The 22,582-nt window shown below is 56.6% G+C and carries 22 protein-coding genes; 7 read left to right on the top strand and 15 right to left on the bottom strand.

Annotated features, from left to right (window positions below):
* Nucleotides 1-91 precede the first annotated feature (91 nt).
* Nucleotides 92-1,483, top strand: coding sequence for a cystine/sulfocysteine:cation symporter (gene tcyP, locus HBA26_RS17530; RefSeq protein WP_041910456.1), 1,392 nt, complete (start codon nucleotides 92-94; stop codon nucleotides 1,481-1,483).
* A gap of 48 nt (nucleotides 1,484-1,531) precedes the next feature.
* Here tcyP and cedA read toward each other — a convergent pair whose 3' ends face one another.
* Entirely contained in the window at nucleotides 1,532-1,807 is a 276-nt protein-coding gene (gene cedA, locus HBA26_RS17525) for a cell division activator CedA (RefSeq protein WP_223239595.1), read from the bottom strand.
* Between the two features lie 168 nt (nucleotides 1,808-1,975).
* On the opposite strand from cedA, the gene katE reads away from it, so the two are divergent.
* Nucleotides 1,976-4,225 (top strand): catalase HPII, encoded by a 2,250-nt coding sequence (katE, locus tag HBA26_RS17520; protein WP_126345716.1) that lies wholly within the window; start codon nucleotides 1,976-1,978, stop codon nucleotides 4,223-4,225.
* Nucleotides 4,226-4,336: 111 nt separating this feature from the next.
* Here the strand turns inward: katE and chbG are convergent, their stop codons facing one another.
* From chbG to osmE, 7 genes are all read right to left on the bottom strand, one after another.
* Nucleotides 4,337-5,086 (bottom strand): chitin disaccharide deacetylase, encoded by a 750-nt coding sequence (gene chbG, locus HBA26_RS17515; RefSeq protein ID WP_126326152.1) that lies wholly within the window; start codon nucleotides 5,084-5,086, stop codon nucleotides 4,337-4,339.
* Nucleotides 5,087-5,097: 11 nt separating this feature from the next.
* Nucleotides 5,098-6,453: a 6-phospho-beta-glucosidase gene (locus HBA26_RS17510; RefSeq protein ID WP_028012802.1), complete on the bottom strand. Its 1,356-nt coding sequence runs from the start codon at nucleotides 6,451-6,453 to the stop codon at nucleotides 5,098-5,100.
* Nucleotides 6,454-6,562: 109 nt separating this feature from the next.
* Nucleotides 6,563-7,405, bottom strand: coding sequence for a transcriptional regulator ChbR (gene chbR, locus HBA26_RS17505; protein ID WP_028012801.1), 843 nt, complete (start codon nucleotides 7,403-7,405; stop codon nucleotides 6,563-6,565).
* A gap of 5 nt (nucleotides 7,406-7,410) precedes the next feature.
* Nucleotides 7,411-7,758, bottom strand: coding sequence for a PTS N,N'-diacetylchitobiose transporter subunit IIA (gene chbA, locus HBA26_RS17500; RefSeq protein ID WP_028012800.1), 348 nt, complete (start codon nucleotides 7,756-7,758; stop codon nucleotides 7,411-7,413).
* Nucleotides 7,759-7,805: 47 nt separating this feature from the next.
* Entirely contained in the window at nucleotides 7,806-9,164 is a 1,359-nt protein-coding gene (chbC, locus tag HBA26_RS17495; protein WP_126345717.1) for a PTS N,N'-diacetylchitobiose transporter subunit IIC, read from the bottom strand.
* A gap of 80 nt (nucleotides 9,165-9,244) precedes the next feature.
* Entirely contained in the window at nucleotides 9,245-9,562 is a 318-nt protein-coding gene (chbB, locus tag HBA26_RS17490) for a PTS N,N'-diacetylchitobiose transporter subunit IIB (RefSeq protein ID WP_014883474.1), read from the bottom strand.
* A gap of 281 nt (nucleotides 9,563-9,843) precedes the next feature.
* Entirely contained in the window at nucleotides 9,844-10,188 is a 345-nt protein-coding gene (gene osmE / locus HBA26_RS17485; RefSeq protein WP_003857836.1) for an osmotically-inducible lipoprotein OsmE, read from the bottom strand.
* A 232-nt stretch (nucleotides 10,189-10,420) separates the two neighbouring features.
* On the opposite strand from osmE, the gene nadE reads away from it, so the two are divergent.
* Nucleotides 10,421-11,245, top strand: coding sequence for an ammonia-dependent NAD(+) synthetase (gene nadE, locus HBA26_RS17480; protein WP_048959444.1), 825 nt, complete (start codon nucleotides 10,421-10,423; stop codon nucleotides 11,243-11,245).
* 121 nt (nucleotides 11,246-11,366) lie between these two features.
* Complete coding sequence (cho, locus tag HBA26_RS17475) at nucleotides 11,367-12,245, top strand: excinuclease Cho (protein ID WP_088205593.1); 879 nt, start codon at nucleotides 11,367-11,369, stop codon at nucleotides 12,243-12,245.
* Here cho and ves read toward each other — a convergent pair.
* The 7 genes from ves to HBA26_RS17440 all read right to left on the bottom strand — a co-directional run bounded on the left by ves (nucleotide 12,223) and on the right by HBA26_RS17440 (nucleotide 19,933).
* Nucleotides 12,223-12,780 (bottom strand): environmental stress-induced protein Ves, encoded by a 558-nt coding sequence (gene ves, locus HBA26_RS17470; protein ID WP_045261590.1) that lies wholly within the window; start codon nucleotides 12,778-12,780, stop codon nucleotides 12,223-12,225. The genes cho and ves overlap by 23 nt on opposite strands.
* 297 nt (nucleotides 12,781-13,077) lie before the next feature.
* Nucleotides 13,078-13,572 carry an ATP-independent periplasmic protein-refolding chaperone Spy gene (gene spy / locus HBA26_RS17465; RefSeq protein WP_028012795.1) on the bottom strand — a complete coding sequence of 165 codons (495 nt, stop codon included), beginning with the start codon at nucleotides 13,570-13,572 and terminating at the stop codon, nucleotides 13,078-13,080.
* 337 nt (nucleotides 13,573-13,909) lie between these two features.
* Nucleotides 13,910-14,875: a succinylglutamate desuccinylase gene (astE, locus tag HBA26_RS17460; protein ID WP_126345718.1), complete on the bottom strand. Its 966-nt coding sequence runs from the start codon at nucleotides 14,873-14,875 to the stop codon at nucleotides 13,910-13,912.
* 10 nt (nucleotides 14,876-14,885) lie between these two features.
* Nucleotides 14,886-16,211 carry an N-succinylarginine dihydrolase gene (gene astB / locus HBA26_RS17455; RefSeq protein WP_047368346.1) on the bottom strand — a complete coding sequence of 442 codons (1,326 nt, stop codon included), beginning with the start codon at nucleotides 16,209-16,211 and terminating at the stop codon, nucleotides 14,886-14,888.
* On the bottom strand, nucleotides 16,198-17,685 hold the full coding sequence (gene astD / locus HBA26_RS17450) for a succinylglutamate-semialdehyde dehydrogenase (protein ID WP_126345719.1): 1,488 nt from the start codon (nucleotides 17,683-17,685) through the stop codon (nucleotides 16,198-16,200). Before astD ends, astB begins: the two co-directional genes overlap by 14 nt.
* The gene (gene astA, locus HBA26_RS17445; protein ID WP_126345720.1) at nucleotides 17,682-18,716 is read right to left on the bottom strand and encodes an arginine N-succinyltransferase; all 1,035 of its coding nucleotides are present in this window, start codon (nucleotides 18,714-18,716) and stop codon (nucleotides 17,682-17,684) included. Before astA ends, astD begins: the two co-directional genes overlap by 4 nt.
* A complete protein-coding gene (locus HBA26_RS17440; RefSeq protein WP_028012790.1) occupies nucleotides 18,713-19,933 on the bottom strand; it encodes an aspartate aminotransferase family protein in 1,221 nt (406 codons plus the stop codon). The genes astA and HBA26_RS17440 overlap by 4 nt, the downstream gene beginning before the upstream one ends.
* A 433-nt stretch (nucleotides 19,934-20,366) precedes the next feature.
* Between HBA26_RS17440 and xthA the strand changes: the two genes are divergently transcribed.
* The 3 genes from xthA to HBA26_RS17425 form a co-directional block, all read left to right on the top strand.
* Nucleotides 20,367-21,173 (top strand): exodeoxyribonuclease III, encoded by an 807-nt coding sequence (gene xthA, locus HBA26_RS17435; protein ID WP_032644863.1) that lies wholly within the window; start codon nucleotides 20,367-20,369, stop codon nucleotides 21,171-21,173.
* Between the two features lie 6 nt (nucleotides 21,174-21,179).
* A complete protein-coding gene (locus tag HBA26_RS17430; protein ID WP_126345721.1) occupies nucleotides 21,180-21,863 on the top strand; it encodes a TVP38/TMEM64 family protein in 684 nt (227 codons plus the stop codon).
* A gap of 6 nt (nucleotides 21,864-21,869) precedes the next feature.
* Nucleotides 21,870-22,582, top strand: a 713-nt coding sequence (locus HBA26_RS17425; protein WP_166720965.1) for an ABC transporter substrate-binding protein, incomplete at its 3' end; no start/stop codon positions are given.

The following is a 22,582-nucleotide window of genomic DNA, read 5'->3' as shown; positions in this document are numbered from 1 at the left end:
TTGGATATAAGCGCCACATCACACTTCTGCTAACCTTCCGCCAACAGGATCGGGAAAAACCGATCCCACATAATAAATCAGGAGAACGGGGATGAATTTTCCACTCATCGCGAACATAGTCGTGTTCGTCGTATTACTATTGCTTCTCGCGCAGGCGCGCCACAAACAGTGGAGCCTGGCGAAAAAAGTACTGGTCGGTCTGGTCATGGGTGTGGCGTTTGGTCTGGCCTTACACGCCGTCTACGGCTCCGATAGTCCGGTACTGAAAGAGTCCATTCAGTGGTTCAACATTGTCGGTAACGGCTACGTCCAACTGCTGCAGATGATCGTTATGCCGCTGGTGTTCGCCTCTATTCTGAGCGCCGTAGCCCGTCTGCACAACGCAACTCAGCTGGGTAAAATCAGCTTTCTGACCATTGGTACGCTGCTCTTTACCACGCTGATTGCCGCGCTGGTGGGGGTGCTGGTTACCAACCTGTTTGGCCTGACGGCCGAAGGTCTGGTTCAGGGTACCGCTGAAACGGCGCGTCTCACCGCAATTCAAACCAACTACGTGGGTAAAGTGGCTGATCTGACGGTTCCGCAGATGGTCCTCTCCTTCATTCCGAAGAACCCGTTTGCTGACCTGACCGGTGCAAGCCCAACCTCTATTATCAGCGTGGTGATCTTCGCGGCATTCCTGGGCGTGGCTGCGCTTAAGCTGCTGAAAGACGACGCGCCGAAAGGCGAACGCGTGCTGACGGCGATTGATACCCTGCAAAGCTGGGTGATGAAGCTGGTCCGTCTGGTCATGCAGCTGACGCCATACGGCGTTCTGGCACTGATGACCAAAGTGGTAGCCGGCTCTAACCTGCAGGACATCATTAAGCTGGGCAGCTTCGTTGTCGCCTCTTATCTGGGCCTGGGCATTATGTTCGTGGTGCACGGTATCCTGCTGGGCGTGAACGGCGTCAGCCCGCTGAAATACTTCCGCAAAGTATGGCCGGTACTGACCTTTGCCTTCACCAGCCGTTCCAGCGCAGCGTCTATTCCGCTGAACGTTGAAGCACAGACCCGTCGTCTGGGCGTGCCGGAATCTATCGCCAGCTTCTCTGCCTCCTTTGGTGCTACCATCGGTCAGAACGGCTGCGCGGGTCTCTACCCGGCGATGCTGGCGGTGATGGTTGCCCCAACCGTGGGTATCAACCCGCTGGATCCGGTCTGGATCGCCACGCTGGTCGGGATTGTTACCATCAGCTCCGCCGGCGTTGCAGGTGTCGGCGGCGGTGCAACCTTCGCCGCGCTGATTGTGCTGCCCGCGCTGGGCCTGCCCGTCACGCTGGTCGCCCTGCTGATCTCCGTTGAACCGCTGATCGACATGGGCCGTACCGCGCTGAACGTGAGTGGCTCCATGACTGCCGGTACGCTGACCAGCCAGTGGCTAAAGCAGACCGACAAAGCCATTCTGGAAAGTGAAGACGACGCCGAGCTGGCGCACCGTTAATCTCGATAGAAATAAAAAAACCGCCTGATGGCGGTTTTTTTATGGCTGTTATTCTTCAACCTCTTCATCCTGGCGGATTTGCGTCGCCCATCGCTGGGCTGACTCCGGCACGGAAAACGCCGGCGACCGGCGGAAATGTTCCCCCATCAGGACAAAAGCCACATATTTACCGCGAAGCAGCCAGACATCACGAAAACCATCCACTTTCAGGGCATGGTCAGGCGGCGCGGGCTCAACGCGGGGCACATAGCTAATAACCTGGCGGTTTTGTTGACGAAGAGGTTTCATAAGCGACGGATTCACTAAAGCAAATTCTTGAAGCAGGAAAATTCTATGATAGCCGATCCTGCTGCCTTACGTCGCGCTCCGAGTGGGTGAGATGGCTCCTTTCGTTAATAACGTCATGTGAAAAACGCTTAGTTAGCGAGCTATCTCACGACATTGTTCTATCCTTAATAGGGTTTTTAGCAATGGATAAAGGAGAAGCGTGCAATGTCGAACAAAGATAAATCACATCAATCACCGATTCATGGCACTGAAGAATCTCAACCGGGTATGGACTCTCTCGCCCCTGCTGACGGCTCTCACCGCCCCGCGCCGGGCCCATCAGCCCCTGGCGAACAACCAACCGCGCCGGGAAGCATGAAATCGCCGGACACCGGAAACGAGAAGCTGAAATCGCTTGAGCCACACCGTAAAGGCGGCGAAGGTTTTGCACTCACCACCAATCAGGGCGTGCGCATTGCTGACGATCAAAACTCCCTTCGCGCAGGCGCGCGCGGGCCGACCCTGCTGGAAGATTTCATCCTGCGGGAAAAAATTACCCATTTTGACCACGAGCGAATTCCGGAACGCATCGTTCACGCGCGCGGTTCTGCGGCGCACGGCTTCTTCCAGCCCTATAAAAGCCTGAAAGCGATCACCAAAGCGGATTTCCTCTCCGACCCGGATAAAATCACGCCGGTCTTTGTGCGTTTCTCCACCGTGCAGGGTGGCGCAGGTTCGGCAGATACGGTGCGTGATATCCGCGGCTTTGCCACCAAGTTTTATACCGAAGAGGGTATTTTCGATCTGGTGGGCAATAACACCCCGGTGTTTTTCATTCAGGATGCGCATAAATTTCCTGACTTTGTCCATGCGGTAAAACCGGAGCCCCACTGGGCCATACCCCAGGGACAAAGTGCGCACGATACCTTCTGGGACTATGTCTCCCTGCAGCCTGAAACCTTACACAACGTGATGTGGGCGATGTCCGACCGTGGGATCCCGCGCAGCTATCGCACGATGGAAGGGTTCGGTATTCATACCTTCCGCATGATCAACGCGGAAGGAAAAGCCACGTTTGTGCGCTTCCACTGGAAGCCGGTAGCGGGCAAAGCCTCGCTGGTATGGGACGAGGCGCAGAAGCTCACCGGGCGCGATCCGGACTTCCATCGCCGTGAACTGTGGGAATCCATTGAAGCGGGTGACTTCCCGGAATATGAACTGGGCTTACAGCTGATCCCGGAAGAAGACGAGTTTAAGTTCGATTTCGACCTGCTTGACCCGACAAAACTCATCCCTGAGGAGCTGGTGCCCGTTCAGCTGGTGGGGAAAATGGTGCTTAACCGCAACCCGGATAATTTCTTTGCCGAAAACGAGCAGGCCGCGTTCCACCCGGGCCACATCGTCCCCGGACTGGATTTCACCAACGATCCGCTCTTACAGGGACGTCTGTTCTCGTATACCGATACGCAGATTAGCCGTCTTGGCGGGCCGAACTTCCACGAGATACCGATTAACCGCCCAACCTGCCCGTACCATAACTTCCAGCGCGACGGGATGCACCGTCAGGATATTGATACCAACCCGGCAAACTATGAGCCGAACTCCATCAACGACAACTGGCCGCGAGAAACCCCGCCGGGGCCGAAACGCGGCGGATTCGAATCGTACCAGGAGCGTATCGACGGCAACAAAATTCGCGAGCGCAGCCCCTCGTTCGGTGAGTATTACGCCCACCCTCGCCTGTTCTGGAACAGCCAGACGCCGATTGAGCAACAGCACATCATCGGCGGCTTTAGCTTCGAACTGAGCAAAGTGGTGCGCACCTACATCCGCGAGCGCGTGGTCGATCAGCTGGCGCGCATTGATATTCAGCTTGCCCAGAGCGTGGCGGATAACCTTGGTATCACACTAACGGACGAACAGCGTAACCTTGCGCCACCGAAAGAGGTTAACGGCGTGAAGAAAGATCCATCGCTGAGCCTGTATGCGGTGCCGGGTGGTTCAATTAAGGGCCGCGTGGTCGCCATCCTGCTGAACGACAAAACTCGCGCCAGCGACGTGCTGGGGATTATGCAGGCGCTAAAAACCCAGGGCGTACACGCCAAACTGCTCTATTCCCGCATGGGTGAAGTGACCGCCGACGATGGTTCTGTGCTGCCGGTCGCGGCGACCTTTGCCGGTGCGCCATCGCTGACCGTCGATGCGGTGATCGTGCCGTGCGGGGATATTGCCAGCCTGCTGACCAACGGCGACGCCGTCTATTATCTGCTGGAAGCCTATAAGCACCTGAAGCCCATTGCGCTATCCGGCGACGCGCGTCAGTTTAAAGCACAGCTGAAGGTGGCCGATCAGGGTGAGGACGGCATTGTCGAGGGCGATAACGTGGACGATGCGTTTATGACGAAGCTGTTTGATTTGCTCGCCGCGCACCGTGTCTGGTCGCGCAGCAGTAAGATTGATCAGATTCCGGCGTAAAAACCATTCCCGGTTGTGCGGCCTGATGCCCTCACCCACGGGAGAGGGAGAAAACAATAAAAACGGTAACCCAGGTTACCGTTTTGCTTTTACCTCGCCACCCGGCACTTCTTACAGATCCCCAAACGTCCCCAACCGATACCCACGCTCGGCAATGGCGTATTTCAGCGACGGCGACGTCAGGACATCCAGCTCCGCCAGGCGCGGCCAGCAGTAGGCGCTCTTACGCACGGTGTTATCGACAAAGGCAGGATGCGCCATGACCTCCAGCGACCGTTCCCCCCGCGCGGCGGAATCATCCAGCACCTTGAGGAACAGCGCTTCGTCGATCTCGTCACCGTAAAAGGCACTGCTGAACCCCTCAGTTGTTGTCACGGCACAGTCCGGCACGCCCTGCGCCTCACGATCCACGCGCATCGCCACGCCTTTGCGTTGGGCAAACGCCGCAACAATCGGGAAAATCGCCGGGATCATGTGCACATGATGGTGGCTGTCGATGTGCGTCGGCGCCTTGCCAAAAAGATCAACAAAGCGGTTGTACTGGCAGTCCAGCTCACGGGCAATCTCTTCGAGCGGCAGAGCGTCCTGCTCCGCCAGTTCCCAAATCCATTTGCCCAGCAGACCGTCACGCGTCAGGCCTGGCATGGGCGAAAGCGGCATCCCGAGCGTCAGCACAAAATGCATGCCGACACCCAGCTCTGGCACCTCGCGGCTCAGCTGCGCCGCGTGTTCAACCGCTTCACCGTTCACCAGTGCCGTTGTAGAGGTCACTACCCCGCGGCGACAGGCTTCAATAATGCCGTAGTTCTGGCCTTTCGAAAGGCCAAAGTCATCAGCATTAACGATCAGCAGGTTTTCCATTGTGCGTCCTCTCAGTGTTGTTTGAACTTCAGCTTCTCAATCGTGGCGGCAAAGTTCGGCAACCATTTTTCATGCGCCAGGATCATCTCGCTGGCCAGCTGCTCCGCATCGCGGTCGGAATGCACCAGCGGGCTGAGGTTCAGCGCCAGAAGCACGTCATTGAGTTCACCGCTCAGCGCCGCGTTGCTCGCCGCCACTTCAAAGCCTTTGATGGTGTGGATCAGGCCCATAACTTTGTCGTCGAAGTGGGTGATACGTGGATGCGGTTTAGCCCCCTCGCGCCCCAGAATGCAGGTCATCTCGACGGCCCAGTCCGCCGGGATATTGTCGATATGGCCGTGATGCGGCACGTTAACATAGTGCTCCGCCTGCTTGTCGTTGTAGATGGCGTTGATCACTTCACACGCTGCATCGGAGTAATAGGCCCCACCGCGCTGCTCAAGCGCTTTCGGTTTAACGTTCAGGTTCGGATCTTTATATAAATCGAACAGCTGCTTCTCAACTTTCTGAACGATTTGCGCACGCGCGCCGCCCTTATAGTACTCGCCCATTTCGATAGCCAGCATCTCTTTCTGCTTGAAGTAGTAAAGCAGGTACGAGCACGGCAGCAGATTCAGCGAGCGGATCAGCCCTTCGCTGAACGGCAGGTCAAAGATGTTCTTCACGGAGGCCGCGGTCAGGCGACCGGAAGCCACGCCGTCGAGCAGTTCGGCAAAGCGCGATTTTCCGTTCACGATGACGTCTTTAATGAACACCATGTGGTTCAGGCCGAACAGATCGATTGAGAGATCGTCACTGTCGGTCAGCTCCAGCACGTCGCGGATAAACATCTTCATGCCGATCGGGATATTACAGACGCCGATAAAGCGTTTGAAATTGGTATGACGATATACCGCCTCGGTCACCATTCCGGCCGGGTTAGTGAAGTTAATCACCCACGCGTTCGGGCAGATCTCTTGCACATCTTTGACGATGTCGAAAATCACCGGAATGGTACGCAGGCCTTTGAACAGGCCGCCCGCGCCGTTGGTCTCCTGCCCCAGGTAGCCGTGGCTCAGCGGAATACGCTCGTCCAGCTCGCGCGCTTTTAGCTGGCCGACGCGCAGCTGAGTGGTAACGAAATCCGCATCTTTCAGCGCCAGGCGACGATCGAGGGATTTATGCACGGTCATAGGCACGCCCGCTTTCTCAACCATGCGCTTGCACAGGTCGAAAATAATATCCAGCTTCTCCTGACCTTCCTCAACGTCCACCAGCCATAATTCGCTGACCGGTAATTCATGATAACGTTTCAGAAAACCTTCGAGTAATTCCGGGGTATAGCTGCTGCCGCCACCAATGGTTACGACTTTTAATTTCTTTTGCATAATATCTCCCTTAGCGTATCAGGTTAATCGCCTGCAAGGTATAGCGTACTCTTCCCGCTATTTGGGCAAGCCATTAAAGCAATATTTATGGCGGGTAATCCGCCGAAAGTTAATTAATTACCGTTAAATTCTTCCGGTAGCTGTTCGGTGTGAATGAGGTCAACTTCTTAAAAGTTTTAATAAACAGGCTGGGACTGCTATATCCTGACTCATAGGCAATATCGGTGACAGAATAGTTGGTAATCTCCAGCTGTTTTTTGGCAAAATTAATGCGGATTTCATTAATTATTTGCACCGGCGTTTTACGATAATAACGCTGCGTCGCGCGGGTCAGATATTCCTGGGATTTCCCCGAGAGGGATACCATATTTTCCAGCGCATTTTCGCTGAACTGGCCTTTATCGTGCATCAGTTCCACGGTGCTGCGCAGCCACTGTGGAACATCATCCGTCACCTGCTGCTCTTCACGGTGATGCCGCAACCGGTTCATCACGTAGAAGGTCACCGTTTCAATAAATTCATCAAACTCATTGTCGCGGAAGTTAAGCGAGGCGATGACCGTTTCAATCCAGGTCATGAACTCGTTTTTCACACGATATACCTGGGACGCCACAAAGCAGAACGGCACCAGCGGCAGATAGTGCTTCTCAAAGAAGCGTCTGCTGACGCCCACGTTCAGAATGCGGGTCGCGCCAAATTCGTAAAAGCTCTGGTGATAGGAACCCATCGGCAGGAAGACAAAATCCCCTCGCTCCAGCAGGACGCGCTTACCGTTGATCTCCTGGTAGTAGCGGCCGGTCAGAACAATCGTGAACTCATAGTAGTCATGCTGGTGCAGACCGCTGGCGCTCTCCGTCTTGTTGTAGATAACCACGTGAAAATTTTTGCCATTAAACAGTTGCTGTTCAAATGCGGTTTTGATTTCCATCGTGCTGACCTCCTGCTGCTCAATCCGACCTAGTGCATTTTCTCGTGAAGCTCAATCAACTCCGCCACCAGCTCACGCGCCAGCATGGACGTCATCAGGTGATCCTGAGCGTGTACCAGCACCAGGCTGACCTTCATCTTCCCTTCGCCCTGGTCGCTTTCAATCAGCTTTGTCTGCACCAGGTGCGCTTCGTTCAGCGCCGTGCGGGATTGCTCCATCATGGTTTTCGCGGCGGCGAAATCGCCCTGCTTGGCCTGCTTCAGTGCGGCATACGCCAGGCTGCGCGCCTGCCCGGAGTTGATAATGAGGCCCATCACCACTTCTTCGAGATCGTTCTCTGCGGCTTCGTCTGCGACGATACTATCCAAATCTAACATGTTTTAGCTCCTTGTGGCTGGCGCGGGCTTCCCCGCGCCGGTCAATATTAGAATTTCAGTGAGAGGGCAATTTCCTCTTCGCTCTCTTCTTCATCAATGATGGTGGCAGCTTTGTTCGCAATCGCCACGAACGGCATGTACAGCAGGGTGGCAATCCCGAGGTTGAATATCGCCAGCAGGAAGGCCGCGACGCTGCCGTTAGTGTTGAAGAACGCGCCCAGACCCGCCGGCATGGTCCACGGTGCAATGTTAGTAACCGGTGGAATGATACCCATGTAATAGGCCGTCAGGGTGATAGCGGCCAGGAGCGGCTGAACCAGGATAAACGGAATAAACATGACCGGGTTCATGATGATTGGCAGGCCGAACAGAATCGGTTCGTTAATCTGGAAGATGCCTGATGGCAGCGCCAGTTTCGCCACCTGACGATAGTCAGCGCGACGAGAGACAATAAAGACCGCAATGATCAGACCCAGGGTCGCCCCGGTACCACCCAGGAAGATATAGGAGTCAAGCATCGGCTTCGCCCACACATGGAAGGTTTTACCTGCCGCCAGCGCCGCGTCAACGGAACCGTACTGCTGGTAAAGCGCAACGTTTTCCAGTGCCCATGGGGTCATAATTCCGCTGTCCAGCGCGGCCAGTGCCAGTGAACCATGCACGCCGAAGAACCACAGCAGAGAGGTGAAAATCACATACGCCCAACCGACCACGCCCCCCATCGACGCCAGCGGCGTAGAGATAGAGTCCATGATGATCTGGTGGAAGTTCGTGCCCCAGTGAGAGAGCGCCCAGGCGATAATCCCCATGATGGAGAGGATAATGAAGCCTGGGATCAACGCGGAAAATGAACGAGAAACGGAGGCCGGTACGCTATCCGGCAGGCGGATAACCCAGTTGCGACGGATAATAAAGGTGAACATTTCTGCCACCACCAGGCCGATAACAATACCGGAGATGATGTTGGCTCCGCCCAGCCAGTTTGCGCCAACGGCGTAGGCTTCACCCACACTGTAAGGCGTGACGGTCATAAATGCGGCAACGGATAATAATCCGGCGGCCAGCGGATCCACTTTCCGCTCTTCAGCCAGCGCCATCCCAATAAAGAAAGGCGCCATCAGCGACATAATACCCAACGTACCGTTATATACGTTGCCGCCGATGGCTTTAAAACCGTTAAGGGTTTCAATAGTGGAAGCGTCTAACCGAATTCCTAATGAATAAAAGAAGGAACCTTCACCAAAGCTCAGAAAAACGTTGTTAATTAAAACGAACATGGCCCCGGCCAGCGTCAACGGCATTAATTTAATAAAACCGTTTTTGATGGCATTAACGTGAGGCTGCTTTCCTATTTTAACAGCAAAAGGAAGGAGTACCTTTTCAAGTGAAGCGATGACTTTACTCATAGGAAAATACCCTTAAATGCCGTAACGCATGTTACGGCGTAATTGTGTGTGAAATAACTCTTTGACGGGAAAAATAAAAATTAATTAGCAGCTTTTTTAATGGCTGCCACAGCAGCTTTAAGTACACCTAAACCATCGATCTTGCCGTACAGCCCCGAGTCGATCACCTCGACCGGTTTATTCGGTAGCAGTCGTTGAATTTCGGGCAACATATAGGCAATTTGCGGCCCCAGTAACACAACATCGGCTTTCTGGCCTTTTTCGCCCGCCAGCGTTTCCGGAAACGCTTCAATCACCACAGGAACTTCATACTTTTCAGCCTGCGCGCGCATCTTTGACACCAGAAGCGAGGTTGACATGCCCGCTGAGCAGAACAGGTAGATATGTTTCTTTTCCATCATAATTTCCCTCTTGTATGACTACCTGCCGTCGCGCTATCACTCGACTCGCTGTCCCGGCAGACAGGTAGCTTGCGTACTGTTGTTTATCGTTGAAGTGAGTATACGCAATGGTACAGAGGGGAGATAATTCTGGATAGGCCTAAATTGTCTCTCATTGACCTGGCTTGTTGACTACCTTCACATTTCAGGCAAATAATTCGCGCAAAGAAATAAGATTAACGTATGAATAAAAAAACCGGCCCAGAGGCCGGTTTGTTAACATCTTCAGGCAAGCAGGGTTACTGCGCCTTAGGTGCCTGCGGATCGGTGTCGTATTCAGCACAGGTCTGATAGCCGGAGTTAATCACATGTCCGGTATCATCCAGCGCGACGAAGTAGGTTTCTGCCTTACCATCACGTTGACCCAGGATATAAGTCTGACACGTACCGCGCGCGTGAATCATGGTCACTTCAGAAGAAGGCTTGCCGGCGATCGCAGCCACCTGCGAACGTGTCATCCCTTTTTTAACGTCTTTAACCACGGGCTGGGTAAACTGATCCTTGGTGCGATCGTAAGCCGTACACCCTGCCAGCATCGTCAGTACCGCCGCTGCGCTAAGAATTCCTGCTACGTTCTTGTTCATATTCCGTCCTCTTGTTTATCAGCGTGTTATCTAAGCATGGGATAAAAAGTACTATTGTTCAACTTTGTGATTTACGCCAGACGAATTTCGGAAAATTCTAATAAAACAACGATAAGCTGCTAAATCGCCGCAAATTAACGCACTCGAAACTGTGATCCTTGTCGTTTTCCGCCCAAAGGGTTAGTTTTAACAGTTAACACATTCTGTTTATGTTCTGCATACGGAGGGCATGATGGCTCTGCAACAAGAGATTATTCAGGCGCTGGGCGCTAAGCCTGCGATAGATGCACAGGAAGAGATCCGCCGCAGCGTGGATTTTTTAAAGTCGTACTTAAAAAAGAACGCTTTCCTGAAATCCCTGGTGCTGGGCATCAGCGGCGGGCAGGACTCTACCCTGACGGGTAAACTCTGCCAGATGGCGATTTCAGAGCTTCGTGAAGAGACGGGCGACGAAGCGCTGCAGTTTATCGCCGTGCGTCTGCCTTACGGGGTTCAGGCGGACGAACAGGACTGCCAGGACGCCATCGCGTTCATCCAGCCCGATCGCGTGCTTACCGTCAATATCAAAGGCTCGGTGCTGGCAAGCGAGCAGGCGCTGCGCGAAGCGGGCATTGAATTGAGTGATTTTGTGCGCGGCAACGAGAAAGCGCGCGAGCGCATGAAAGCGCAGTACAGCATCGCCGGGATGACCAAAGGCGTTGTGGTAGGCACCGACCATGCGGCAGAAGCGATCACCGGTTTCTTCACCAAATACGGCGATGGCGGCACCGACATCAACCCGATTTTCCGTCTCAACAAGCGTCAGGGCAAGCAGCTGCTCGCCGCGCTGGGCTGCCCTGAGCACCTGTACAAGAAAGCGCCAACAGCGGATCTGGAAGACGATCGCCCTTCCCTGCCGGATGAAGCGGCCCTTGGCGTCACCTATGACAACATTGATGATTATCTGGAAGGCAAAACGCTGGATGAAGGTACCGCGAAAATTATCGAGGGCTGGTACCTGAAAACCGAGCACAAGCGCCACACGCCAATTACGGTGTTTGACGATTTCTGGAAATAAACGCAAAACGTTAATCTTTGCTCCCTCTCCCCTTTAGGGAGAGGGCATCACGCCACCCGGCTCTTTTTTAACCACAGCACACCTGCTACACTGTATACCTGAACAGTATATGGAGCAGTATGTGAGCAGGCGTCAATCAGCCCCGCGTCTTGAGTTTGAAGCGGCGGCTATCTATGAATATCCCGAACATCTTCGCCCCTGGCTTGAGGCGCTGCCCAAACAGCCGGGTGTGTACATCTTTCACGGTGAAAGCGAGACCCTGCCGCTCTACATCGGCAAAAGCGTTAACATTCGCAGCCGGGTGTTATCCCACCTGCGCACCCCGGACGAGGCCGCCATGCTGCGCCAGTCGCGACGCATTACCTGGTTCCAGACGGCGGGAGAAATGGGCGCGCTGTTGCTGGAAGCCCGGCTGATAAAAGAGCAGCAGCCGCTCTTCAATAAGCGCCTGCGCCGCAACCGCCAGCTCTGCTCCCTGCAGATCGCCGACGGCAAGCCGCAGGTCGTCTACGCCCGCGAGGTCGATTTCTCCCACGCCCCGAATCTCTTCGGGCTGTTCGCAAACAAGCGTGCCGCCCTGCAGTCTCTGCAGGCGCTCGCGGACGAGCTGCAGCTTTGCTATAGCCTTTTAGGGCTAGAGGGCACCACGCGGGGCCGCGCCTGTTTCCGCTCCGCTCTGAAGCGCTGCGCAGGCGCCTGCTGCGGAAAAGAGAGCGTTGAGGCGCATCACGCCCGGCTCCTCGCGGGCCTGGCCGGGATCAGCGTCAACTGCTGGCCGTGGGACGGCGCCGTTGCGCTAAAAGAAGTGGGTGAAACCATGACGCAGTATCACATCGTCAATAACTGGCTCTGGCTGGGGGCGGTCGATGATTTAAGCGACGCGGCAACCCTGCTGCGCACCCCCGCGGGATTCGACCACGACGGCTACAAAATCCTCTGCAAGCCCGTATTAGCGGGCAAGTTCGAGATCATCGCACTCAGTGACCCGGCAGCCAATTAATTTCACTGAACAGCAGGGTGCCCTGAGACTCCAGCAGACGCAGAGTATGGGTCCCCTCCTGCCAGCTGGCGCCCTGATCGGCCGTCAGCAATTTATCACCCAGCTGCCACGCACCGCTTAATACAAACACCACGCCCCCGCGCGAGCCAAAGGTGGTAAAAGTACGATCGGCAACCCGCACCTTCGCCTGACAGCAATCGCGCCGGGTCATGATGTTGAAATCCATCGCCATCCTGCCATCGGAAAGCAGCGCCTTCACCGGCAAATCGCCAGCAAAACTGTAAGGCTGATGCTGTTTAAGGGTATGGCAGAACGCCTGACCGGCATCCAGCGTCACCTCCCCGCCTTCCAGCAGGGTAATGACCCGGTCGACACCGGGAAACGAGGAGAATTCGCCGTTGCTGGCGATGGTCGCGATACTGGCACGCCAGAAAAAATCGCGCGTCGCGGGAGGGATACAGCAAATTTCTCGCGTTTCGCCGGCACCATTGCGCCAGAGGCTGACCGGCATCTTACGAATATCAAAGAACTCCATCACCACTCCTGAATGGCACAACCCGTGCCAGGGCAAGGATATCGCTACCCCTGCAGTCTTGTTTGTTATCGTTAGGTATTCACAGACACAGTATCGGCAGCAGAGCGGGCAGGCCTTAGCGGAACGTTAATAAAAATGCTAACGCCATGACTCTACAGACATTCTCTGAAGCGACTACAGGAGAATACCGCGCTGGCGGCGGCAGGCAAGAGGGCAGAATAGAAAAACCGCCGGTCCTGTCCACAGCGATTTCGCTTTTGTGGACAGGATCCCGGCGGTCTTAAGAGAGTGAACCGATTATTCGGTTGGTGCTGGCATTTTACCTTCCATCGCCGGACGTTCTGTCAGACGCTTCTCAAAATTAGCATTAAACTGTTTTTTCTGTTCCGGGGTCAGAATGTTGTAGATCTTGTTCTGGGTTTCCATGTGCGCCAGCATGCGGGCTTTGTGCTGCTCGGCCATTTTGTCGATCTGCGCTTCGGCTTTCGCCTTATCGAAGCTGTCGCTGGCAATAATGTCATGCATTGCGCGGCGCTCTTCCAGCGGAGGACGCTTCATCTGGTCACGCTGGCTTTTCATGATGTCGCGGATCTGCTGCTTCTGCGCGTCCGTCAGGTTCAAATCTTTGAACATCATCATCTCGTGGTGCATACCCGGCTTGCCTTTATGATGCATCATCATTTTGCCTTCAGCTGGCGCGGCGGTGGTGGTTGCGGTATCTGCGGCGAACGCCATGCTGGTAGCGCCCAGAGCCAGGGTAGAAGCAACAAACAGTGCAGTAAACTTACGCATAATTTATTTCCTTTCTTTCAGTTATTCTTCGGCGCTATGCCGTGTTGACGAGGTTAACTTTACGGGGTTTATCGTCAATTAATCAGAGCAACGGTAAAACAATGAAAGTGTAAAAAACATTTTTTCGCCAAATGTGGAGGAAATAAGGATAAAGCGTGGAGAGTTGCAACAAGAAATATTCAATATAATGATTTTAAAGCTATTTAGCAGAAGTATAACGAAGTGACGGTGAATAATAAAGCAATTCGCCAGGAATATTCCGTAAAAGAAATCAGAGCGCTTTAATCGCTAAGAAAACATTTTTACTTCCCCTCCCGGATGGTGAGAGGGGAAAGGTTCAGGTGAGTTTTTCCAGCATCAGACCGGCCCGCAGGCCAAACGCTACGGAGGGGTTGGGGAACAGCACATATTCGGTGGTTTTCTGCACCTCGTAACGCTCTTCGCCATCTTCCGCCAGCAGAGCCCCTTTGCGAAACGGCGTGAAGTTCAGGGTGTGCGCGGCCATGTGAAGCTTGAAAGCCTCGCTGCGGCGGGTGATCTGCTGTACGACCCGGTACCGCTCAACGGGCTGATGTGCGTGCTCGGTAGCCGTCCCACCGAGCAGCGCCCGAAGCGCGAGCTCCGTTGGCGCAAAGCGCGTGAGATCGTTCTGTCCGAACGGTAGCGCTTTTCCCAGCTCCAGCGTACAGGACAGCGCGCCAAACCGTTCGCAAGTGAAGTGAGTAAAGGTCCCGCCCGGCGACTGATGAAACACCAGCGCCTCCAGCCCGGCATCCCCCAGCCAGCTCAGAAACGCTTCATCCCACGGCTGATTGCGCTGCGGCAGAACGCCGAATCTGACATGGTAAGAGGCGCGGATCGCCGTATGCAGATCCAGATGCCAGCGCGCCGGTCCCGCCGCGGCAAAAAACGTCGTCACGACGTTCTCCAGCCACTGCGCACGCGCCGTTTCGTCACTCTGCGGAAACTGCGACCAGCGCCCGCCGAACATGCGGTTAATGTCGCTGACCAGATACCGTTTGTTTTGCGCCAGCGCAGGCGGATTGCCAAGCACCACCAGCACGCGGCACGCAAGGGATATCTCGCCGCGATACAGCGCGCGCAGCAGCCCATCGACGATCTCAACGGGTGCAGTTTCATTCCCGTGGATCCCCGTGGAAAGCAGCAGCGATAACACGCTGCTGGCCTTCGGCGTCAGCTCAAGCACCCCGCGCCCCAGCCACCGCCAGCGGAATGAGGGGCCCTCCCCCTCACTCTGGTCCGGCGATTCATCGGCCAGGGTCAGCGCCAGTAAATTCTCCATATCCTCTCCTTTAGCGCTGGAACGGGTAAACCGAGCCCAGCTGCAGGATTGACGATAATGCGTCCAGCGCCTCGCGCCCTTCGCGCAGCAGCTGCGGGTCAACCAGATCGGCCTGCGTTAACCGGTCGCGATAGTAGCGGTCCACCCAGTCGTTCAGGGCGTTAAAGAGCGTCTCATTCATCATGACTGCCGGGTTAACGGCCTGTATTTCATTTGGCGTTAACACGACCCGCAGGCGCAGACAGGCGGGACCACCGCCGTTAGCCATGCTTTCGCGCAGGTCAAACACGCGCAGCTCGTCAATCGGGTTATCGGCCTTCACCAGTTCGGTGAGGTAGCGCCACACGCCCCGATGATCCCGGGACTCCTGCGGCAGCACCAGCATCATGCTGCCGTCATCGCGGCTCAGCAGCTGGCTGTTGAACAGATAGGTTTCGACCGCGTCCTGCACGCTGACCGCCTGCGTTGGCACCTGGATCGGCATAAAGCCGGGCACGCGTTCGTGCAGCGTGGCGAGCAGCTTATCCTGATGGGCAAAGGCCTGCTCATGGCAGAACAGCACCTGGCGGTTGGACACGGCAATCACGTCGTTATGGAACACGCCCTGGTCGATCACGTGCGGGTTCTGCTGGGCAAAAATCACCTGGGAAGGATTGACCTGGTTCAGGCGCGCAACCGCCTGGCTGGCCGCGAGCGTCTGACGCGCTGGATAACGGGTTGGCGCGGCGTGGCCGCCCTCTTCCCGCCCGTAGATAAACAGCTGCACGGCGGGATCGCCGTAATCGCCACCCAGCCGGTTATGGTTGGCCGCGCCTTCGTCGCCAAACATCGCCACCTGCGGCAGGGCCTGATGGATCTCAAAATGGGCGTCATGCTTGAAAATAGCGCGCAGCACGCGCTCGGTGGTGTCCGCTTCGGTGGCGCGATGAAACTTATTATTCAGGTTCGCCACCGTCAGATGGACTTTACCATCCAGCGTATCGGCTGACGGCGCGACGGTGGCCGCGTTGGCCACCCACATTGAAGAGGCAGAGCTTGCCGCAGAGAGCAAATGCGGCGTCTGCGTACCCGCTTTTTCGACGACCTGCTCGTCCGTACCGCTAAATCCCAGCTGGCGCAGCACCGCCACGTTAGGGCGTTCCTGCGGCGGGATCACCGCCTGCGGGAAGCCGGCATCCGCCAGCGCCTTCATTTTTAGCAGCCCCTGCTTCGCCGCCAGCTTCGGGTTGGAGACCTGAAAGCGGTGCTTCGTCGAGGCTTCATTACCAAAGGAGAGACCGGCATAGTGGTGCGTCAGCCCCACCAGCCCGTCAAAGTTGACTTCACGCGCTTTCATGGCCTTCTCCCTTCGTAAAATCGAGCCCCGGATTAAGCGTCGCCGGCAGCGTCAGCGCCGGGGTTTCCAGACTCGCCATCGGCCACGCGCAGTAATCGGCGGCATACCAGGCGCTGGCGCGATGGTTGCCCGAGGCGCCCACGCCGCCGAACGGCGCGGTGCTCGCCGCCCCGGTCAGCGGTTTATTCCAGTTCACGATCCCGGCACGCGCTTCCAGCAGCAGTTGTTCAAACTTCTCGCGATGCGGCGATATCAGCCCGCTCGACAGGCCGTAGCGGGTGTTATTCGCCATCGCAATGGCCGCATCAAAATCGTCGTAACGCCAGACACACAGCAGCGGGCCAAACACCTCTTCATCCGGCACGCTGCTCGCACCGCTCATCTCAACGATGCCCGGCGTCAGCAGCGAGGTACCCGGCTGAACCTGCTTCGGCTCCAGCAGGGTTTTCGCCCCGCGCGCAACGTGGCCCTGCCAGGCGTTGAGCACGTTCAGCGCGGCCTGTTCGGAGATCAGCCCGCCGATAAACGGCTGCGGATCGGCATCCCACGCAGCAGGCACCAGCCGCGCGCTCACCTCTACCAGACGCTTCAGGAAGGCATCCCCCTGCGCGCCGCGCTTGACCAGCAGGCGGCGGGCGCAGGTGCAGCGCTGTCCGGCGGTAATAAAGGCGGACTGGATCGTCAGGTGCACCGCAGCGTCGATATCATCAGGATCTTCGACAATCAGCGGGTTGTTGCCGCCCATCTCCAGCGCCAGAATTTTCTCCGGCTGCCCCGCTAGCTGGCGGTGCAGCTGATAGCCCGTTCCGGCGCTGCCGGTAAACAGCAGGCCATCGATATCGCTCAGCGCGCTCAGCGCCTGACCGGTTTCCCTCCCGCCCTGCACGAGGTTCAGCACGCCCGGCGGCAGCCCGGCCTGCTCCCACAGCTTCACCACCGCCTCGCCGGTTAACGGCGTAAGCTCGCTCGGTTTGAAGATGACGGTATTGCCCGCCAGCAGCGCGGGCACAATGTGACCATTCGGCAGATGCCCAGGGAAGTTATACGGGCCAAACACCGCCAGCACGCCGTGCGGACGGTGGCGCAGCGTGGCCGCGCCGTCCGGCATCTCAGTATGCTGCTCGCCGGTGCGGGTGTGGTACGCCTTAACCGAAATAGCGATTTTATTGATCATCGCCGTCACTTCGGTCGCCGCTTCCCAGCGCGGTTTGCTGGTTTCGGACGCGATGATGCGCGTCAGCTCGGCCTTGTTGGCCTCCAGCAGTCCGGCAAATTTTTCAACAAGCGCCTGGCGCTCGGCGAATGGCCGTTTTGCCCACGCGGGAAACGCGTGTCGTGCGGAACGGCAGGCCTGCTCGACCTGCGCGGCGCTGGCGTCATTTCCCTTCCACAGCACCTCTTTTCCAACTGGATTGGTTTTTACGCGCTGTTCGCCTTCGCCCGTTACCCAGTCACCGTTAATCCATAATGTCATGCTGTTTTCTCCTCAGGGCAGAGACGCACCAGGCGAACCGTATCGCCGGCGTTACATTTCAGGGCATCCAGCTCTGCAGCCGTCAGCACCAGACGTTCACATTTCGGGTTGGTCCGCACCAGCATGGCGCGGAAGTTGGCGTAATTTTCGTTTGCCACCAGGCATGCCGGCCAGTCACCCGGCGCGGGCTGGCCTTCGGATACCTCAACCAGGCGGCTTTTACGGATGGCGCGCACGCGGTCGATATCGCACTCAAGCGTTGGCCCGCCGTCAAAGATGTCGACATAGTTACGGTAGCGGAAGCCCTCTTTCTCCAGCACCGCGCGGGCAGGCGCGGTTTGCTGATGCACTTCGCCAATTACCGCCTGCGCTTCCGGCGTTAAGAAATGGGTATAGATAGGATGTTTAGGCATCAACTCCGCGATAAATGCCTTCTGGCCGGTGCCGCAGAGATAGTCCGCCCGGCTGAACTCCATCGAGAAGAAGCGCTCGCCCAGGCTCTCCCAGAAGGGCGAGTAGCCTTTGTCGTCGATCACGCCGCGCATCTCTGCCACCACTTTTTCGTTAAAGCGATCGCGAAAAGCGGCCATAAACATAAAGCGCGATTTGGAGAGCAGATAGCCGTTGCCCTCTTTGCGCCACGCCGGGTCGAGGAACAGCGTACAGAGCTCGCTGGCGCCCGTGTGGTCATTGCAGAGAAACAGCGTGGGCAGTGCGTTATAGACGTTCAGCTCTTTCGAGGCGTGAACCATCGTGCCGACGCGGTAGTTGTACCACGGGTCGTTAAGCCCGACGGCCACTTCAATGGCGCAGATCCCGGCCACGCTCCCCGTTTCGGTGTCTTCCAGCACGAACACGTAACCCTGTTCGCTTTTTGGCAACGTCCCCTGCCAGGTTTGCAGGGCGCGCTCAATGCGCGCCGACAGCGTTTTTTCATCGGCAGGAAGCGAGGTCAGCCCGCCTCCCGTCTTACCGGCAAGCTGCATGAGCCCGGCAATATCGCCGCGCTCAACGGGACGGATGACCATCATGATGACACCCCGGATTTCACCTTCTCACACGCCAGCGCAAAACGGTCCAGACCGGTTTGTACCTCTTCCTCGCTGACAATCAGCGCAGGCGCAAAACGCACCACGTTGGCACCGGCAATCAGCACCATCACGCCCGCTTTTGCCGCTTCCTGTGAAATAAGCTTCGCTTTTCCGGCAAACTCAGCCGTGAGCTCGCAGCCGATCAACAGCCCCAGGCCGCGAATTTCTTTAAACAGGCCAAGCTTGCCGTTGATGGCGTTCAGGCGCTCAACGAACCACTCGTGACGCTGCTTAACGCCCTTCAGCACCTCAGGGGTGTTAATGATGTCGAGCACCTGTCCGGCGACGGCGGTTGCCAGCGGGTTGCCGCCGTAGGTGGTGCCGTGGGTGCCCACGGTCATCACGCTGGCGAATTTATCGGTGGTCAGCGTCGCGCCAATCGGGAAGCCGCCGCCCAGCGCTTTGGCGGTAGAGAGAACGTCCGGCGTCACGCCGTAGTGCATATAGGCATACAGCTCGCCGGTGCGGCCCACGCCGGTCTGCACTTCGTCGAAAATCAGGACCGCGTCGTGACGGTCGCACAGCTCGCGCAGCCCCTGCAGGAATGCCTTTTGCGCCGGAAGCACGCCGCCCTCGCCCTGCATTGGTTCGACAATCACCGCGCAGGTGGTGTCGTTAATCAGCTCGCTGGCGGACTGCAGATCGTTATAAATGCCGTGGCGAATATCCGGCGGCAGCGGAGCGAAATCCTGCGAATAAGAAGGCTGGCCGCCCGCGCTCACGGTAAAGAGCGTGCGCCCGTGGAAGGCATTTTTAAACGCCACAATCCCGCTCTTGTGCGTCCCAAACTTGTCGTGGGCATATTTGCGCGCCAGCTTCAGCGCCGCTTCGTTGGCCTCCGCGCCGGAGTTACAGAAAAAGACTTTTTCAGCGAAGGTCGCGTCAATCAGCTTTTTCGCCAGGCGCAGCGCGGGTTCGTTGGTAAAGCCGTTGCCGGTATGCCAGAACTTCGCCGCCTGGTCATTCAGCGCCTGACGCAGCGCCGGATGGGCATGACCCAGCGCATTCACCGCAATCCCCCCGGCAAAGTCGATATACTCTTTACCCTGCTGATCCCACAGGCGTGAGCCTTCCCCGCGAACCGGAATAAAAGCCGCCGGAGCGTAAACCGGCATCATCCATTCATCGAAATTTTCACGCGTAATTGACAGAGACATAGCGACCTCATCCGGTAAATAAAAAGTTATTTGAATGTTAAATAATTGAGTGTTTGCACTGTGAATGTAGATTGCAGCCTTCGTGCCAGCCAGCGATAAAAATGCATAAACGGGGTGAGGTAACAGAATATCAATAGGTTACAATATGGAGTTATTCACTGTTAGTGCATAAAAAGTGAATATTTTTACGACAAGCGGCGCTTTGCCGCATGAAAATCAGAAAGAGTATGCACAGGCCAAATATAATTCTGGAATTGTGATCGCTCGCGAAATTTATCGGCCCTTTACGCCCTGTTTGAGGGCGAAGCGCGTCAGAATGGTGCAAATATTGCACCACCGGCAATATCTGTCGCAGTTATTGGTCGAACCCGGTAACAGTTGACGCAAATTCTGCTACCATCCATGCACTATTCACCTTGCACTGGCAGCGACTATGAAATTTGTCTCTTTTAATATCAACGGCCTGCGCGCCCGCCCTCATCAGCTAGAAGCCATTGTTGAGCAACATCAGCCAGATGTGATCGGCCTGCAGGAGACCAAGGTTCACGACGACATGTTCCCCCTCGAAGAGGTGGCGAAACTCGGCTACAACGTCTTTTACCACGGTCAGAAAGGTCACTATGGCGTCGCGCTGCTCACCAAAGACACGCCGGTTTCCGTGCGCCGCGGCTTCCCCGGCGACGGTGAAGAAGCCCAGCGCCGCATCATCATGGCGGAAGTGCCTTCCGCGCTCGGGAATATTACGGTCATTAACGGCTATTTCCCGCAGGGTGAGAGCCGCGATCACGAGACAAAATTCCCGGCCAAAGCGAAGTTTTATCAGGATCTGCAGAACTATCTGACGACCGAACTGAAAAAAGAGAATCCGGTGCTAATTATGGGCGACATGAACATCAGCCCGACGGATCTGGATATCGGCATCGGCGAAGAGAACCGCAAGCGCTGGCTGCGCACCGGCAAATGTTCTTTCCTGCCGGAAGAGCGTGAGTGGATGGAGCGCCTGCTGGGCTGGGGCCTGGTGGATACCTTCCGCAATGCCAACCCGGAAACGCAGGATCGCTTCTCGTGGTTTGACTACCGCTCGAAGGGCTTTGACGACAACCGCGGCCTGCGTATCGATCTGCTGCTGGCGAGTACGCCGCTGGCGGAGCGCTGCATCGAAACCGGGATCGACTACGACATCCGCAGCATGGAAAAACCGTCGGACCACGCGCCGGTATGGGCTAAATTCAAGCTGTAATCGCGCGTGAACATACGAAAAACACTCTTCCTGTGCGCCCTTTTGGGCGCATTTCTTATGACATTTGTCATTCTGCCGCCTGACACGCTTTCTCTGGCAGGAATTAAAACCCACCAGCAGACGCTACTCTCCCATGTCGACCACGCGCCGCTGCGTAGCGCGCTGATCTTCTTTGCGCTTTACGTGGCGGTTTCCGCTCTCTCGATACCCGGCGCGGCGGTTCTGACCCTGCTGGGCGGGGCGTTATTTACGCTGTGGGAAGGCACCGTGCTGGTTTCGTTTGCCTCCACGCTCGGGGCCACGCTGGCGATGCTCGCCAGCCGTTACCTGCTGCGCGACTGGGTGCAGCGGCGGTTTGCCCGACAGATGGCAACGGTAAATGCGGGCATGGCGCGCGACGGCGCGGGCTATCTTTTTGCCCTGCGCCTGATGCCGCTGTTCCCGTTTTTCCTGGTGAATTTACTGATGGGGCTGACCCGCATCACGGTCCGGCGCTACTGGTGGGTCAGCCAGCTCGCCATGCTGCCCGCGACGGTTATCTTTCTGAACGCCGGGCGGGAGCTGGGAAAAGTGGCATCGCTGCGCGATATTTTGTCGCCGGGCGTGGTATTCGCCTTTACACTACTGGGGTTATTACCGCTGGTTACGCGCCGGCTGTTTTCCCACTATCTCCCTGCTGATAAAAAGTGAGGCATTATGCGCCGTGTGCGTTTTTGCACGTTTCTGACCGGTCTGCTGCTGGCAGCCCCCCTCTATGCCGCCGACGGCTGGCAAGCTATTCAACAGCAGGCCAAAGGCCAGACCGTCTGGTTTAACGCCTGGGGCGGCGATCCGGCGGTTAACCGCTACCTTGAGTGGGTCAGCGGTGAGATGCAAACGCACTATGCCATCACCCTAAAAATCGTCCCGCTGGCGGATGCCGCCGATGCGGTCAAACGTATTCAGACGGAAGCCGCCGCAGGGCGTAAGACCAACGGCTCGGTCGACCTCCTGTGGGTGAACGGCGAGAACTTCCGCACGCTAAAAGAGGCGAACCTGCTGCAAACCGGGTGGGCGCAGAGTCTGCCCAACTGGCGCTATGTCGATACCCGTAAACCCGTTACGGAAGATTTTGCGATTCCAACCGACGGGGCGGAATCGCCGTGGGGCGGCGCGCAGCTGACTTTTATCGCCCGCAAAGCCAGCATGCCAATGCCGCCGGAGGATCCGCAGGCGCTGCTGGCGTTCGCGCAGCAGCACCCGGGCAAGGTGAGCTATCCTCGCCCACCCGATTTTACCGGCACGGCCTTTCTTGAGCAGCTGCTGCTGACGCTTACAGCGCATCCCGAGGCGTTACAAAAAGCGCCTGATGATACGTTTGCCCAGGTTACGGCTGTCTCTTATACACATCTGACGCTGCCGACGACGGA

The sequence above is a fragment of the Enterobacter sp. 725m/11 genome, assembly GCF_011683705.1.
GTDB classification, from domain to species: Bacteria; Pseudomonadota; Gammaproteobacteria; order Enterobacterales; family Enterobacteriaceae; genus Enterobacter; species Enterobacter bugandensis.
The sequence above is the reverse complement of the archived record's forward strand: the minus strand, read 5'-3'. Positions and strand labels throughout refer to the sequence as shown.

Bases quoted from the DNA above. Each gene is read 5' to 3' on its own strand.
- tcyP (WP_041910456.1), top strand. From the start codon at position 92: ATGAATTTTCCACTCATCGCGAACATAGTCGTGTTCGTCGTATTACTA.
- katE (WP_126345716.1), top strand. From the start codon at position 1,976: ATGTCGAACAAAGATAAATCACATCAATCACCGATTCATGGCACTGAA.
- chbG (WP_126326152.1), bottom strand. From the start codon at position 5,086: ATGGAAAACCTGCTGATCGTTAATGCTGATGACTTTGGCCTTTCGAAA.
- HBA26_RS17510 (WP_028012802.1), bottom strand. From the start codon at position 6,453: ATGCAAAAGAAATTAAAAGTCGTAACCATTGGTGGCGGCAGCAGCTAT.
- chbA (WP_028012800.1), bottom strand. From the start codon at position 7,758: ATGTTAGATTTGGATAGTATCGTCGCAGACGAAGCCGCAGAGAACGAT.
- chbC (WP_126345717.1), bottom strand. From the start codon at position 9,164: ATGAGTAAAGTCATCGCTTCACTTGAAAAGGTACTCCTTCCTTTTGCT.
- chbB (WP_014883474.1), bottom strand. From the start codon at position 9,562: ATGGAAAAGAAACATATCTACCTGTTCTGCTCAGCGGGCATGTCAACC.
- osmE (WP_003857836.1), bottom strand. From the start codon at position 10,188: ATGAACAAGAACGTAGCAGGAATTCTTAGCGCAGCGGCGGTACTGACG.
- nadE (WP_048959444.1), top strand. From the start codon at position 10,421: ATGGCTCTGCAACAAGAGATTATTCAGGCGCTGGGCGCTAAGCCTGCG.
- ves (WP_045261590.1), bottom strand. From the start codon at position 12,780: ATGGAGTTCTTTGATATTCGTAAGATGCCGGTCAGCCTCTGGCGCAAT.
- spy (WP_028012795.1), bottom strand. From the start codon at position 13,572: ATGCGTAAGTTTACTGCACTGTTTGTTGCTTCTACCCTGGCTCTGGGC.
- astE (WP_126345718.1), bottom strand. From the start codon at position 14,875: ATGGAGAATTTACTGGCGCTGACCCTGGCCGATGAATCGCCGGACCAG.
- astB (WP_047368346.1), bottom strand. From the start codon at position 16,211: ATGAAAGCGCGTGAAGTCAACTTTGACGGGCTGGTGGGGCTGACGCAC.
- astD (WP_126345719.1), bottom strand. From the start codon at position 17,685: ATGACATTATGGATTAACGGTGACTGGGTAACGGGCGAAGGCGAACAG.
- astA (WP_126345720.1), bottom strand. From the start codon at position 18,716: ATGATGGTCATCCGTCCCGTTGAGCGCGGCGATATTGCCGGGCTCATG.
- HBA26_RS17440 (WP_028012790.1), bottom strand. From the start codon at position 19,933: ATGTCTCTGTCAATTACGCGTGAAAATTTCGATGAATGGATGATGCCG.
- xthA (WP_032644863.1), top strand. From the start codon at position 20,367: ATGAAATTTGTCTCTTTTAATATCAACGGCCTGCGCGCCCGCCCTCAT.